Below are 13201 nucleotides of genomic sequence, written 5' to 3' on the forward strand. Positions count from 1 at the left end.
AAGACTCCCGAGGAGTCACCGAAGTTCCATGAATGCCCTGTTCCGTACGAGGAGATTCGGCGATCGTCAGCCGAGCGACAGGGCGGGCACCGCGGGCGGCCCGCCGGGCAGGAAGCCGTGCGCGCGGCGGCCCAGCCACTCGGCCTTGTACCGGTCGACGGACCGGTGCCAGTTCAGGATGCCCGCCAGCCAGTTGCGCAGGTCCAGCACATAGGCGCCCATCGCGGCCCTGGCCTCCTCCGACAGCGCGAAGTCGTCGTACAGGACGGGCAGCTCGTGGGCGACCACGTGCTCGAACTGCCGCATGCGCTGGGTGATCAGGTCGTGCACGACGGTCAGCGCGGACGGATAGTCCACGCCGAAGAAGTTCTGGACCACGAGGATGGCGTTGTGGATCTCGCCCTCGTACTCGATCTCCTTCTGGTACGAGAAGACGTCGTTGAGGAGGCAGGCGTAGTCGATGGCGGCGTTCTCCAGGGAGCGCACCGGGCCGCTGGCGTACACCTCGGCGGGGATGGCGGGGCCCTGCCCCATCCGGCACAGGCTCAGGGTGAGGTCCGAGCCGAAGGTGGCGCGCCGCATCTCCAGGTAGTCGACGGGGTCCGGGACGCGGTTCTGGAGCTGGTTGGACAGTTCCCAGACCCAGCTCTCGGTCATCGTGTCGACGGCCGACCTCAGGGTGCGCCGCTGGTCGGTGGTCATGGTGGCCGTGGTGCGCGCCCACAGGTCGATCAGCGCGCGTTCCATGGCGTTGCCGGGGACGACGGCCGGCTCGCCCTCGACCGGCATGCACTGCGAGAGCCGGGCCGTGGTGAGGCGGGCGGCGGCCAGGTCCCTGCGGTGGCCGTACACCAGCGGGTAGTAGTCGTCGCCGTAGGTCCCCCAGGCGAGCCAGTGCGCGCTGAGGTCGAGGGCCTCGGGGGTGGCGTCGGGGTCCAGGCCGGCCGAGCACAGCGCGAGGTCATAGGCGGCCAGCTTGTCCTCGTCCCAGACGCCCTCCTGGAGGATGCCCATGCGATGGCACCAGTCGACGAGGTGGCCGCGGGCCTGGTCCAGGTGGGGGCTGAGCTGGAGTTCGAAGGGCATGTACAGGTCGGGGACGCGGGACGGGCCGACCTTCTGGAAGGGCACGTGGGAGTAGGAGCGCAGGCGGTCCTGCGCGGCCGAGGCGAGGAGCGCGCCGATGTCGGCGGCCGAGGTGCCGAGTCCGCTCGGCACCTGCCACGGTGAGCCGGTGCGCGCGCCCTCGTTCATGTAGCGGCTGGAGCGCAGGTGCCATTCGTGGCCGCCGGACTGCCAGTCCTGGAGCCCCTTGGTGTAGGCGGCGACGGCGGCCACCTCGGCGGGGGACAGGCCCTTCTCCAGGGCGACGGCCGGCACTTCGGTGAGCGCGGTGTGCTCGAACTGGTGCAGCCGGGAGGTGAGGACGTCGTTGACGATGTCGGCGGCCTCCTGGGTGGTGCACTCGAAGAACGTCTCCAGGACCAGCACGCCGTTGCTGTTCTCGCCCTCCTCCTCGACCTCGCGCTGGTAGGAGAACAGGTCGTTGCGCAGGTGGACGGCGTCGGAGAACGTCTCCATGAGGACGCGCAGCGGCCGGGTGCCGGCGACGGCGGCGGGCACCTCGGCGGTCGCGTACTCCACGAGCCCGGCCGACCAGGGGGCGCCGCCCACCTTCCGGCGCATCTCGATGTACTCGACGGGGTTGGCGATCCGCCCCTCGTTGATGTTGGACAGCTCCCACATCGACTCGTTGAGCAGGTGTTCGGTGGCGACGGAGAAGCGGCGCCGCCAGTCCACGGACATCGCCGGCACCGTGCGCGCCCACAGGTCCTTCAGGCCCGCCTCCACCGGGTTCTCCGGCTCGGGCACGGGCGTGCCGGGGTCGAGCGGCATGAACAGCGGCAGACGGTCCAGGTGCGCCTTGCCGGCGGCGCGGTCCTGGGTGCGCTTGAACATGTCGAGGAAGTGGTCGTCGAAGAAGAACACCCACACGTACCAGTCGGTGATCAGCGAGAGGGCGGGTCCGTCGCAGTCGGGGTGGGTGTAGGCGCACAGGAGTCCGTAGTCGTGCGCCTCCAGGTCGGCCTGGTCCCAGATCCCGGAGCCCTCCAGCATGCCCATCTCGCGCGCCCACCGGGTCGAGTGGGCGCGGGCCTCGTCCAGGTGCGGGTTGAGCCGCGCGGGGTACGGCATGTAGAAGTGCGGGAGTTCGAACGGCTGCGTCATGGCCGGGGCCCTACCCGTGCCCCCGAAACCCCATCCGCACCAGGGCACATGATCACACCATCGCGTGAACCGTGGGCGAAACCGGGAACTCCGGCGGGGGTTGTGGCGTCGGCCGCCTTGCCGTGCCCGCGCGCGGGGGCCACGGTAGGCGCATGACCTCCTTCGTGCTCCCCCATGAGGTGCACGGCGACGGCGCCCACAAGGTGTTCGCCGTGCACGGCTGGTTCGCCGACCGGTCCGCGTACACCCCCGTGCTGCCGGACCTCGACCGCACGTCCTTCTCCTACGCGCTGGTCGACCTGCGCGGCTACGGCGAGGCCCGGGACGCCACCGGCGCGTACACCACCGCCGAGGCCGCAGCGGACCTGGTGGAGCTGGCGGACCGGCTCGGCTGGCGGCGGTTCTCGGTGATCGGGCACTCGATGGGCGGCGCGGTGGTCCAGCGGCTGCTCGCGGTGGCCCCGGACCGGCTGCGCCGGATCGTGGGCGTCTCGCCCGTGCCCGCCTCGGGCCTGCCCCTGGCCGGGGAACAGGCGGCGCTGTTCGCCGAGGCGGCGCACCGCGCGGAGAACCGGCGCGCGATCATCGACTTCACCACCGGGGGCGACCGGCCCGCCGCCTGGCTGGACCGGATGGTCGCCCGCTCGCTGGAACGGAGCGACGCCGAGGCGTTCCGGGCCTGGCTGGACTCGTGGTCGGGCGACGACTTCAGCGCCGAGGTCGCCGGCAGCGAGGTGCCCGCGCTGGCCGTGGCCGGTGCGCTCGATCCGGCGTTGTCGCCGGAGGTCATGCGGCGGACCTGGCTGTCCTGGTACCCGCGTGGGCGGCTGGCGGTGCTCCCCCGCGCCGGTCACTACGCCATGGACGAGACCCCGCTGGAACTGGTGCGCGTGGTCGAGGACTTCCTGCGGGCGGACGACACCGAAGGGGCGGAGGGCGCTCAGGAGACGGAAGGCGCCGGCCGGGGCGGGCGGGCGTGAGCGGGCACGAGCCCCTGCCGGTCCCGGACGTCTTCGATCCGCGCCGGTACGCCGCCGGGGTGCCCTACGCCGACTACCGCGTGCTGCGCGATCACCATCCGGTGGCCTGGCAGGAGGAGCCGGAGGTGCTGGGCTGGCCGGCCGGGCCCGGGTTCTGGGCGGTGACGCGGCACGCGGACGTCGTACGCGTACTGAAGGACGTGGGGACGTACTCCTCGTACGCGGGCGCCACCCAGATCCGCGACCCCGATCCGGAGGATCTGCCGTTCATCCGGCGGATGATGCTCAACCAGGACCCGCCGGCGCACGGGCGGCTGCGCAGGCTGGTGAGCCGCGCCTTCACGCCGGGGCGCGTGGAGCGGTTCGCGGCCGTCGCCCGTGAGCGGGCGCGGGCGCTGCTCGCGGGTGCCCTCGCGCGGGCGCGGGAGGGGGACGGCACGGTCGATGTGGTGGCCGCCGTCACCGACGAGTACGCCCTGCTGAACCTCACGGATCTGCTGGGCGTCCCGGAGAGCGACCGGGGGCTGCTGCTGGACTGGACCCGGCGGGTCATCGGCTACCAGGACCCGGACGAGGCCGCCCCGCCGGTGCTGGACCGGGCGGGCAGGCCGGTCGATCCCCGGTCGCCGGCGATGCTGCGGGACATGTTCGACTACGCCGGGCAGCTCGCGGCGCACAAGCGCCGGCATCCCGCCGACGACATCATGACGACGCTCGCCCATGACGCCGGACTGGCGGACGCGGAACGGGAGATGTTCTTCTTCCTGCTCACCGTGGCGGGCAACGACACGGTGCGCGCCGCGGCCCCGGGCGGGCTGCTGGCACTGGCGGAGCATCCCGGGGTGTACGAGAGGCTGCGTGCCGAGCCGGCCGTCCTGCCGTCGGCCGTCGACGAGTTGCTGCGCTGGCATCCGCCGGTGCTGACCTTCCGCAGGACGGCCGTGCGAGACACCGAGCTGGGGGGCCGCCGGATCCGGGCGGGCGACAAGGTCGTGGTGTTCCACGCCTCGGCCAACCGGGACGAGCGCGTGTTCTCCGACCCGGACCGGCTCGACCCGGCGCGCTCCCCCAACCCGCATGTCTCGTTCGGGCACGGCCCCCACGTCTGTCTGGGCGCCCACTTCGCCCGGCTGCAACTGCGGCTGCTGTTCGAGGAGCTGCCGCGTGCCCTGCCGGGCCCGCCGGTGCTCGCGGGACCGGCCGGGCGGCTGGTGTCGAACTTCATCAACGGCGTCAAGTCACTGCCGCTGCGGCCTCTGTGACGGACCATGGGCGCGAAGGGGGCCGAGGGTCATGTCCGTCACCGTGTCGTGGGTATCAGGACCTCCCGTTCCAGCTGGGTGGCGAGGGTGACGTAGCGGGGGCGCCGGTGCACCGGGACCAGACCGCGGATCACCAGGTGCCACATCTCGGCGACCCTGCGCGGCAGCCGCCCCACCGGTTCCAGCGAACGGCCCGCGACCCGGGTGCCGACGAAGAAGCAGACGAGGGAGTGGGCGACCACCCCGACGTCGAGATCCCCGTGCAGGTCGGCCTCCCGGACGGCCCCGCTGAATTTGCGGGTGGCGAACTCCAGCCACTCGGTGAACGGGTGCCGCAGCGGCGGCCGTACGGCGATGTCGGCGGTGGCGAGGCGGAGCCCGGCGCGCGGCACGGGGTCCTCCACGGCGAGCCGGGCGATCCCGAACGTGGTGCGCATCAGCGCCTCCAGCGACGAGCAGCCACGGCTCTCGACGTCGGCCACGAGCTGCCGGGCCGCCTTGGCCTGGAGCTCCAGGATCGCCTGGGCGAGGTCCTCCTTGGCCGCGAAGTGGAAATACAGGGCACCTTTGGTGACCTTCGCATGTGCGACGATATCGCTCAGACTGGTGGATTCGTAGCCGTGCCGGTCGAACAGGTCGGCGGCGGCCGTGATGATGGTTGCACGGGTCTGTTCAGCGCGTAACTGCCTCGCCATCCCGGGACCCCTCCTCGCGCCTCAAAAGAACAGGACATGCGGTTTGTTTTCAACCCCCCGCATACGATAACTCACCGCACGGGAATGGGAGTCCAGAGGCCCACGTACGCGATATGACCCGTGTCAGCGGTAGGACAGCGCTCGGCGGGCTCCGGGCGACGGGAGCCGCATCCTTGATCCGTCACGATACGAGGCGGACGCCCGGTCTTCAACGGGGTGGGGAGCAGGGCGAAACGGCAGGACCGGTCGGTGCTTTCACGTCCCCGGGAGCCAGATACGGCTCCTCGTACGCCGGTTGCCCCACCCCGCCACCCGTCCTGTCGTCACCCCGTCACGCCACGGGTCCTTCGAACGGGTGATCTGGGAACTTCTCTGTCCTTGCCGGGAGTTCACCGGGCAGGCGGACGGACGAGGAGTGCCGTCCGGACGAGGCGAGGCGAAAGGGAGTCGCGGCATGGTGTTCAAGAGGCTGCTGGGTGCGATCGGGGTCGGCGGCCCCTCCGTGGACACGGTGCTGGACGGGGGCGCGGCGCTGCCCGGCGGCGCCCTGACGGGCCGGGTGCTGCTGCGGGGCGGCGGGTCGGCCGTGGACATCGAGCACATCGGCCTGGAGCTGATCGCGCGCGTGGAGGCGGAGCACGCGGAGGGCGAGAGCGAGGGCTCGGTCGTCTTCGAGCGGTTCACCGTGGCCGGCGGCTTCCGGCTCGGCGAGGAGGAGGAGCGCGAACTGCCGTTCAGCGTGCCGCTGCCCTGGGAGACGCCGGTGACCGAGCTGCACGGGCAGCCGCTCGGCGTCGTGCTGGGCGTGCGCACGGAGGTCGCGGTGGCGGGCGCCCGGGACAAGGGCGACCTGGACCCGCTGGCCGTCCGCCCCCTGCCCGTGCAGGAGGCGGTGCTGGAGGCATTCGGCCGCCTGGGCTTCGGCTTCCGCTCGGCCGACCTGGAGTACGGCCACATCGGCGGCACCGGCCAGCGGTTGCCGTTCTACCAGGAGATCGAGCTGACCCCGGCCCCGCAGTACGCGCACGCGATGAACGAGCTGGAGCTGACCTTCCTCGCCGCTCCCGCCGGCGTCGAGGTCGTGCTGGAGGCGGACAAGCGCGGCGGGCCGTTCTCCGCGGGGCACGACGCGCTGACCCGGTTCACGGTGCGCCACGAGGACGCGCCGGGTCTGGACTGGCAGGCCGAGGTGGACGGCTGGATCCGCCGGATGACCGAGCACCACGACGCCTACGGCAGCCACGCGGCGTACGGCCACGACGGTCACACGGCGTACGGCCACGACGGCGGGCCCGGGGCCGGCCATCGCTCCGGTCCGGGCCTGGGCACGGCCGTGGCGGCGGGCGCGGCGGGCCTCGCCGTGGGCGTGGCCGGCGGCATGGTGGCCGCCGAGGTCGTGGACGAGATCGGGGACTTCTTCGAGGGCGAGGAGGACGACGCGGACGAGGCCTGACCTCAGCCGGCCGAGCCGCCCGTACCGTCCCCGTCCTTCAGCGCCCGCGCCTCGCTCTTGAGGATCCGCACGGACTTCCCCAGCGCCCGGGCGGTGTCGGGCAGCTTGCGGTAGCCGAACAGCACGACGAACACGAGCGCGACGACCAGCAGGTGCCAGGGCTCGATGGCGTTACGGAACATGACGGCCCCTTCTTCGTCTCGGCGTGAGGCAACGAACAGTTGCCGCATTGCGCAACTGTACAACTCTGTCGGAGCGTACCCGCTGTCGCCCTCCTCCCGCCGTGCGGCGCCGCGGTCCGTCCGGCCGGCCGTGTTCGCGGACTCGACGGCGATCCGCGGAACTTCCCGGCCGGTCCGCTAGTTTCTACAGTGCTGTAGAAATTCCGTGGGGTGCCGCGAGGGCACCCGACGGCTGTTGCGAGGAGTGGACATGGCCCTGTGGGACCGCATCAAGGAGTCGGCGTCGCAGATGCAGACCCAGTTGGTGGCGAAGAAGAACGACCTGAAGAGCGGCGCGTTCCGTGATGCGAGCATGGCGATGTGCGCGCTGGTGGCCGCTGCCGACGGGACGGTGGATCCCTCGGAGCGGCAGCGGGTGGCCCAGCTCATCGCCACCAACGAGGTGTTGCAGAACTTCCCGGCGGACGACCTGCGGCGCCGTTTCGAGGACAACCTGAACAAGCTGACGGCCGACTTCGCCTTCGGAAAGGTGAGCGTGCTCCAGGAGATCGCCAAGGCCAAGAAGAAGCCCGCGGAGGCGCGGGCCGTCGTGCAGATCGGCATCGTCATCGGCGGCGCGGACGGCGACTTCGACAAGAGCGAACAGGCCGTGGTGCGTGAGGCGTGCTACGCGCTGGACCTGCCGCCGCACGAGTTCGACCTCTGAGCACAAGCCGGAAACCCGCCGCGGGTGTCCCCGTACCCGGGGACGCCCGCGGCGGGCGCCATGGACCGCCGGTGTGTCAGACGAGCCCGGCGGACTTCAGCCAGGCCCGGGCGACGTCCAGCGGGTCCTTCTTCTCCGCCTGCACCTGGGTGTCCAGATCCAGCAGGGTCTTGGTGTCGAGCTTCGCGGAGACCGCGTTGAGCGCGTCGACGCCCTTCTCGGGCAGCGCGCCCTTGCGGACGAGCGGCTGGACGTTCTGGAAGCCGAAGAGATTCTTGGGGTCCCGCAGGACGACGAACTTCTCCTTGGTGATGTTCGGGTCCGTGGTGAAGACGTCCGCGACCTGGACGGCGTTCTTCTTCAGCGCCGCCAGCGTCAGCGGGCCTCCGCTGTCCAACGCCTTGAAGGACTTGAACTCCAGGCCGTAGACGGACTTCAGGCCCTCCAGTCCCTGCTGCCGGGCCTGGAACTCCGGCGAGCCGCCGATGACCAGGTCCCCCGCGATGTCCTTCAGATCGGCGATGGAGGACTTGTCCGTGAGGTGGTACTTCTCGGCGGTGGCCGCGTTCACCGTGACGGAGTCCTTGGACTGCGCCGGCGCCGGGTCGAGCAGGGTGAGCTGGGAGTCCAGCTTGGCGTTGATGGCGGCCTGGGTCTCCTCAAGCGTCTTCGGGGTGGCCTTCTTGTCGAGGTGGGCCAGCAGGGCGCCGTTGAACTCGGGCATCACCGTGAGGGAGCCGTTCTTGATCAGGCCGTAAGTGGTCTCGCGGCTGCCGATGTTCGGCTTGTACGTGACCTTGATGCCCTTGGCCTTGAGGGCCTCGCCGTAGATGTCGGCAAGCAGGGTGCTCTCGGGGAAGTTGTTGGAACCGACGACCACGCTGTCGCCGTCCGCCTTGCCGCCCACGAGGGGGTTGTCGGCCTTGTCCGCGCTGGAGGAACAGCCCGCCAGCAGAGCCGTCGCCGCCAGGGCGACCACCGCCGTGCCTCTGCTCCCCCGGATGGACCTGCTGATATGGGTCGTTGAAGTCACCCGTCGATCCAAGCCAGCCGCTTCTCGATCAGTCAAGTGCCGTCGGCCGGAAACCGCCGCCGGTCCGCGTGCGTCGTCGCGGCGACAGCCGTCAGCCCCGGCCGCCCCGGCGCACTCCCGGTGACACCGCGAGCCGCGCCACCGCCCAGAACACCGCCAGGGTCACCAGGGCGAGCCCGGCGACCAGGGCGGCGCCGCCGACGACCTTCGCGTAATCCTTCTGGTACAGGCCGTCGATGATGTACCGGCCGAGGCCGCCCAGACTGACGTAGGCGGCGATGGTGGCCGTGGAGACGATCTGGACGGCCGCCGTGCGCAGGCCGCTCAGGATCAGCGGGAGCGCGACCGGCACCTCCACCTGGAACAGCACCCGCGCCTCGGGCATCCCCATGCCCCGGGCGGCGTCCACCGGCGAGGGGTCGACGGAGCGGACCGCCTCGTAGGTGGTGACCAGGATCGGCGGGACGGCGAGCACGACCAGCGGGATCATCACCGGCAGCAGCCCCAGGCCGATCCAGATGAACATCAGCACCAGCAGGCCGAAGCTGGGCAGGGCCCGCCCGGCGGTGGCGAGGAGCGCCAGGGCGTTGCCGCCCCGGCCGGTGTGACCGGTGAGCAGGCCGACGGGCAGACCGATCACGGCGGCGATCGCCAGGGCTTCGAGGCAGTACCCGATGTGCTCGGCGAACCGGGTGGGGATGCCGTCGTAGCCGTGCCAGTGGGCGCTGTCGGCGAAGAAGGCGCGCGCGAAGTCGAGGACGTTCACCGGCCGGCCCCCTTCCGCGGCATCCAGGGGGTGAGCAGGAGACGGAGCAGGACCAGCGCGGCGTCGGCGAGCATGCCCAGCACCCCGATGGTCAGCACCGCGTTCACGGCCAGGGCGGGGCGCCCGTAGGTCTGGGCGGCGTAGAGCATGTTGCCGAGGGCGCCCTGGTTGCCGATGAGCATGCCGACGCTGACCAGGGAGATGCTGGACACGGTCGCCACCCGCAGGCCGGCGATGATGGCGGGCACGGCGAGGGGCAACTGGACCTGGAAGTACCGGCGTACGGCGCCGAAGCCCATGGCCTGGGCTGCGGCCAGGGTCTCCGGCGGCACCGAGCGGACGCCGTCCACGATCGCCGGTACCAGCACCACCAGGCTGTAGAGCGCGAGCGGGATCATCACCGTGGTCTCGCTCTGGCCGAAGTAGTCGATGAGGACCACGAAGAAGGCGAGCGAGGGAATGGCGTAGAGGATCGTGGCGATGCCGAGGACGGGCGGGTAGATCCAGCGGAAGCGCACGCACAGCTGCGCCACGGGCAGCGAGACGAGCAGCCCGGCCAGCACCGGCAGCAGGGCCTCGCGCAGGTGCAGCCCGACGAGACCGAGCCAGCTCTGGCCGAGGTCGCTCGGGAGGTCGAAGAAACCGCTCATCGTCCGGCCGCCTCCCCGGCCCGCTCGGCCACCCGGCCGTGGGCGGCCCGGATCGCCTCGCCGATGACCTGCTGGGAGACGACACCGACGGCGCGCCCCTCGCCGTCCACCGCGACCGCCCATCCGGTCGGCGAGAGCACGGCCCCGTCCAGCGCGGCCCGCAGCGAGTCGGTGCCGGGCACGAACGGCCGCCCGTAGTCGAGGAGTTCGTCCCGGTCGACGGCGCCGGCGGTGAGCCGGCCGGGCTCACTCCAGCCGAGCGGCCTGCCGTCGGGGTCGGTGACGAGGAGGTACGGGGCCGCGGTGGCCCGGGCGGCGAGCGTGCCGGCGTCGGCGTCGGCCGGCACCAGGGGCGCGGTCTGCAACTCCAGCCCGGCGGACGGGAAGAAGGAGAGCCGGCGGATGCCGCGGTCGGCGCCGAGGAAGTCCTCCACGAAGGCGTCGGCGGGCGCGCTGAGCAGTTCGGCGGGCGGGGCGTACTGGGCGAGCCGGCCGCCGGTGCGCAGTACGGCGACCCGGGTGCCGAGCTTGATCGCCTCGTCGATGTCGTGCGTGACGAAGACGATGGTCTTGCCCAGTTCCTCCTGGATGCGCAGGAGTTCGTCCTGGAGCTGCTTGCGGACGACCGGGTCGACCGCGGAGAACGGCTCGTCCATCAGCAGTACCGGCGGGTCGGCGGCGAGCGCGCGGGCCACGCCGACGCGCTGCTGCTGGCCGCCGGAGAGCTGGTACGGGTACCGCCCCGCGAGCGCCGTGTCGAGCCCGACCCGCTCCATCAGCTCGGCGGCCCGGGCCCGGGCCTGCCGCCTGCTGCTGCCGAGCAGCCGGGGCACGGTGGCGATGTTGTCGACGATGGTGCGGTGCGGGAAGAGACCGGCGTTCTGGATGACGTAACCCATCGAACGGCGCAGGGTGTTGACCGGCTGCTGCCGGATGTCCTGACCGTCGAGGAGGATGCTGCCCTCGGTCGGCTCCACCATCCGGTTGATCATCCGCAGGGTCGTCGTCTTGCCGCAGCCGGACGGCCCGACGAGGACGGTGATCGCGCGGTCCGGTATCTCCAGCGACAGCCGGTCGACCGCGACCGTGCCGTCCGGGTACCGCTTGGTGACTGCATCTATCCGTATCAAAACGCCGCGTACCCTTCGGTCCGTCCGCTCTGGGCTGATGCGGGGAGAGTCTAGACCGCGGGTGTTGCGACAGCTTGGTGGGAAAACGGCGCGTCGCGGCCGGGGTCGGCGGCGGTGGCTCCGCCCGGCCCCGGTCGAGCGGGACCGGGGCCGCCGTGCCGTCCTCAGTCCTCCGCGGGCGTCAGCCGCAGCGAGATGGAGTTGATGCAGTACCGCTGGTCGGTGGGGGTCGGGTAGCCCTCGCCCGCGAAGACGTGCCCCAGGTGGGAGCCGCAGCGGGCGCACCGGACCTCGGTGCGGACCATGCCGTGGGAGCGGTCCTCGACCAGTTCCACGGCGTCGGTGTCCTTGGGGTCGTAGAAGGACGGCCAGCCGCAGTGCGACTCGAACTTGGTCTCGGAGGTGAACAGTTCCGCGCCGCAGGCCCGGCAGGAGTACACCCCCTTGGTCTTGGTGTCCGTGTACTCACCGGTGAAGGCCGGCTCGGTGGCGGACCGGCGCAGCACTGCGTACTCGGCCGGGGTCAGCTCCGCGCGCCACTGCTCGTCCGGCTTCTCGACGTCGTACGCCATCAGCTCTCAGCCCCTTTTACTGCGCGAGTCGGTCCAGGATCAGCGGGCCCAGGTCGGTCACGTCGCCCGCGCCCATGGTGAGAACGAGATCACCGGGCTTCGCCATTCCCGCGATCACCGCCGGGATGTCCGCCTTGTCGTGGACGGCGGTCACGTCGGCGCCGGCCGCGCGCGCGGACTCGATGATCAGCTCGCTGGTCACGCCGGGGATCGGGTCCTCGCGGGCCGGGTAGATGTCCAGCACCACCGAGGCGTCCGCGAGGGCCAGCGCCTGCCCCATCTCCTTGCCCAGCTCCTGGGTGCGGGAGAACAGGTGCGGCTGGAAGACGACGAGGATCCGGGCGTCGCCGGCGGCGCCGCGCATGGCCTCCAGGTCGGCCGTCATCTCGGTCGGGTGGTGGGCGTAGGAGTCGATCACCTGGACGCCGGCCGCCTCGCCCTTGAGCTGGAGGCGGCGCTTGACGCCGGTGTAGGCGGCGAGCGCGGGCGCCAGCTCGGCGGCCGGGATGCCGAGGGCGGCCCCGGCGGTGAGCGCGGCGACCGCGTTGAGCGCGTAGTGGCGGCCCGGCACGGAGACGGCGAAGGTCAGCTCCCGCCCGTCCAGCACCACCGTCACCCGGCTCCTCAGCCCCTGCGGGACGATCGACAGCACGCGCACGTCGGCGTCCCCGGCCTCGCCGTAGGTCACCACACGCACCGCGCGGTCGCGCACCCGCCGGGTGAGCTCCCGGGCGCCCTCGTGGTCGGCGGAGACGACCAGGGTGCCGCCCTCGGTGATCCGGTCCACGAAGGTCTCGAAGGACTCGTGGATCTCGTCGATGGAGGCGTAGTTGGCGTGGTGGTCCAGCTCGACGTTGAGGACGATGGCGACCTCGGGCGCGTACTTGTGGAAGCTGCGGTCCGATTCGTCCGCCTCGGCGACGAAGATGTCGCCCTCGCCGTGCAGCGCGTTGGAGCCGGGCGCGTCCAGGTCGCCGCCGATGGCGTACGACGGCTTCAGGCCCAGCTCGGTCAGCGAGACCGCCAGCATCGAGGTGGTGGTGGTCTTGCCGTGGGTGCCGGCCACGGCGATCGGCCGCAGGCCCGCCATCAGCGCGGCCAGCGCGTCGGAGCGGTGCACCACCGGGATGCCCAGCTCGGCGGCGCGGACCAGCTCCGGGTTGTCCGCGCGGATCGCCGATGACACCACGACACAGCTCGCGTCGTCGGCGAGGTGCCCGGCGGCGTGTCCGATGTGCACGGTGGCGCCCAGCGCCCGGAGCGCCTCGGCGGTCGCCGACTCCTTGGCGTCGCTGCCGGCCACCCGGGCCCCACGCTGGGCCAGGATCTTCGCGATCCCGGACATCCCGGCGCCGCCGATGCCGATGAAGTGCGGTCGGTCCATGGCGGTAGGAAGGCCGGGTGCCATGCGTTTCTCCCCAGAGACGGTACGAGCTAGAGCAGGCCTAGCCTATGCGCTGGAGCACCGGACACCCCGCAAGGGGCGCGGGCCGGCCCGTGCGGAGGGGCCGTACCGGTCGCGGCGGGCGCGCCCGGCCGCACG

13 protein-coding genes are annotated in these 13201 nt (G+C 71.8%); 4 read left to right on the forward strand and 9 right to left on the reverse strand.

Annotation, left to right across the window (positions count from 1 at the left end; translation table 11 throughout):
* Nucleotides 1-66 precede the first annotated feature (66 nt).
* Nucleotides 67-2229, reverse strand: a complete 2163-nt coding sequence (gene cyc2 / locus Srubr_RS21430) for a germacradienol/geosmin synthase Cyc2 (protein WP_189990188.1) — start codon at nucleotides 2227-2229, stop codon at nucleotides 67-69.
* 152 nt (nucleotides 2230-2381) lie between these two features.
* On the opposite strand from cyc2, the gene Srubr_RS21435 reads away from it, so the two are divergent.
* Both Srubr_RS21435 and Srubr_RS21440 read left to right on the forward strand, forming a co-directional pair.
* Entirely contained in the window at nucleotides 2382-3209 is an 828-nt protein-coding gene (locus Srubr_RS21435) for an alpha/beta fold hydrolase (protein ID WP_189990187.1), read from the forward strand.
* Entirely contained in the window at nucleotides 3206-4471 is a 1266-nt protein-coding gene (locus Srubr_RS21440) for a cytochrome P450 (RefSeq protein ID WP_189990185.1), read from the forward strand. Before Srubr_RS21435 ends, Srubr_RS21440 begins: the two co-directional genes overlap by 4 nt.
* Nucleotides 4472-4509: 38 nt before the next feature.
* Here Srubr_RS21440 and Srubr_RS21445 read toward each other — a convergent pair whose 3' ends face one another.
* The gene (locus Srubr_RS21445; protein ID WP_189990183.1) at nucleotides 4510-5166 is read right to left on the reverse strand and encodes a ScbR family autoregulator-binding transcription factor; all 657 of its coding nucleotides are present in this window, start codon (nucleotides 5164-5166) and stop codon (nucleotides 4510-4512) included.
* 454 nt (nucleotides 5167-5620) lie between these two features.
* On the opposite strand from Srubr_RS21445, the gene Srubr_RS21450 reads away from it, so the two are divergent.
* Nucleotides 5621-6619 (forward strand): sporulation protein, encoded by a 999-nt coding sequence (locus tag Srubr_RS21450; RefSeq protein WP_189990181.1) that lies wholly within the window; start codon nucleotides 5621-5623, stop codon nucleotides 6617-6619.
* A gap of 2 nt (nucleotides 6620-6621) precedes the next feature.
* Here Srubr_RS21450 and tatA read toward each other — a convergent pair whose 3' ends face one another.
* On the reverse strand, nucleotides 6622-6801 hold the full coding sequence (gene tatA / locus Srubr_RS21455) for a Sec-independent protein translocase subunit TatA (RefSeq protein WP_189990178.1): 180 nt from the start codon (nucleotides 6799-6801) through the stop codon (nucleotides 6622-6624).
* 250 nt (nucleotides 6802-7051) lie between these two features.
* Here tatA and Srubr_RS21460 point away from each other — a divergent pair, with 250 nt between their 5' ends.
* The gene (locus tag Srubr_RS21460; protein ID WP_189990176.1) at nucleotides 7052-7507 is read left to right on the forward strand and encodes a tellurite resistance TerB family protein; all 456 of its coding nucleotides are present in this window, start codon (nucleotides 7052-7054) and stop codon (nucleotides 7505-7507) included.
* Nucleotides 7508-7583: 76 nt separating this feature from the next.
* Here Srubr_RS21460 and Srubr_RS21465 read toward each other — a convergent pair whose 3' ends face one another.
* From Srubr_RS21465 to murC, 6 genes are all read right to left on the reverse strand, one after another.
* Nucleotides 7584-8540 carry an ABC transporter substrate-binding protein gene (locus Srubr_RS21465; RefSeq protein WP_189990174.1) on the reverse strand — a complete coding sequence of 319 codons (957 nt, stop codon included), beginning with the start codon at nucleotides 8538-8540 and terminating at the stop codon, nucleotides 7584-7586.
* Between the two features lie 91 nt (nucleotides 8541-8631).
* Nucleotides 8632-9306, reverse strand: a complete 675-nt coding sequence (locus Srubr_RS21470) for an ABC transporter permease (RefSeq protein WP_189990172.1) — start codon at nucleotides 9304-9306, stop codon at nucleotides 8632-8634.
* On the reverse strand, nucleotides 9303-9956 hold the full coding sequence (locus Srubr_RS21475; RefSeq protein WP_189990169.1) for an ABC transporter permease: 654 nt from the start codon (nucleotides 9954-9956) through the stop codon (nucleotides 9303-9305). The genes Srubr_RS21470 and Srubr_RS21475 overlap by 4 nt, the downstream gene beginning before the upstream one ends.
* Complete coding sequence (locus Srubr_RS21480) at nucleotides 9953-11086, reverse strand: ABC transporter ATP-binding protein (RefSeq protein WP_189990166.1); 1134 nt, start codon at nucleotides 11084-11086, stop codon at nucleotides 9953-9955. The genes Srubr_RS21475 and Srubr_RS21480 overlap by 4 nt, the downstream gene beginning before the upstream one ends.
* Nucleotides 11087-11250: 164 nt before the next feature.
* The gene (msrB, locus tag Srubr_RS21485) at nucleotides 11251-11658 is read right to left on the reverse strand and encodes a peptide-methionine (R)-S-oxide reductase MsrB (RefSeq protein WP_189990164.1); all 408 of its coding nucleotides are present in this window, start codon (nucleotides 11656-11658) and stop codon (nucleotides 11251-11253) included.
* A gap of 16 nt (nucleotides 11659-11674) precedes the next feature.
* Nucleotides 11675-13066: a UDP-N-acetylmuramate--L-alanine ligase gene (gene murC, locus Srubr_RS21490; RefSeq protein WP_189990162.1), complete on the reverse strand. Its 1392-nt coding sequence runs from the start codon at nucleotides 13064-13066 to the stop codon at nucleotides 11675-11677.
* Nucleotides 13067-13201 lie beyond the last annotated feature (135 nt).

Source organism: Streptomyces rubradiris (assembly GCF_016860525.1).
Classification (GTDB): domain Bacteria; phylum Actinomycetota; class Actinomycetes; order Streptomycetales; family Streptomycetaceae; genus Streptomyces; species Streptomyces rubradiris.

Coding starts and splice junctions, on each gene's coding strand:
- cyc2 (WP_189990188.1), bottom strand. CDS start 2,229: ATGACGCAGCCGTTCGAACTCCCGCACTTCTACATGCCGTACCCCGCG.
- Srubr_RS21435 (WP_189990187.1), top strand. CDS start 2,382: ATGACCTCCTTCGTGCTCCCCCATGAGGTGCACGGCGACGGCGCCCAC.
- Srubr_RS21445 (WP_189990183.1), bottom strand. CDS start 5,166: ATGGCGAGGCAGTTACGCGCTGAACAGACCCGTGCAACCATCATCACG.
- Srubr_RS21450 (WP_189990181.1), top strand. CDS start 5,621: ATGGTGTTCAAGAGGCTGCTGGGTGCGATCGGGGTCGGCGGCCCCTCC.
- tatA (WP_189990178.1), bottom strand. CDS start 6,801: ATGTTCCGTAACGCCATCGAGCCCTGGCACCTGCTGGTCGTCGCGCTC.
- Srubr_RS21460 (WP_189990176.1), top strand. CDS start 7,052: ATGGCCCTGTGGGACCGCATCAAGGAGTCGGCGTCGCAGATGCAGACC.
- Srubr_RS21475 (WP_189990169.1), bottom strand. CDS start 9,956: ATGAGCGGTTTCTTCGACCTCCCGAGCGACCTCGGCCAGAGCTGGCTC.
- msrB (WP_189990164.1), bottom strand. CDS start 11,658: ATGGCGTACGACGTCGAGAAGCCGGACGAGCAGTGGCGCGCGGAGCTG.
- murC (WP_189990162.1), bottom strand. CDS start 13,066: ATGGCACCCGGCCTTCCTACCGCCATGGACCGACCGCACTTCATCGGC.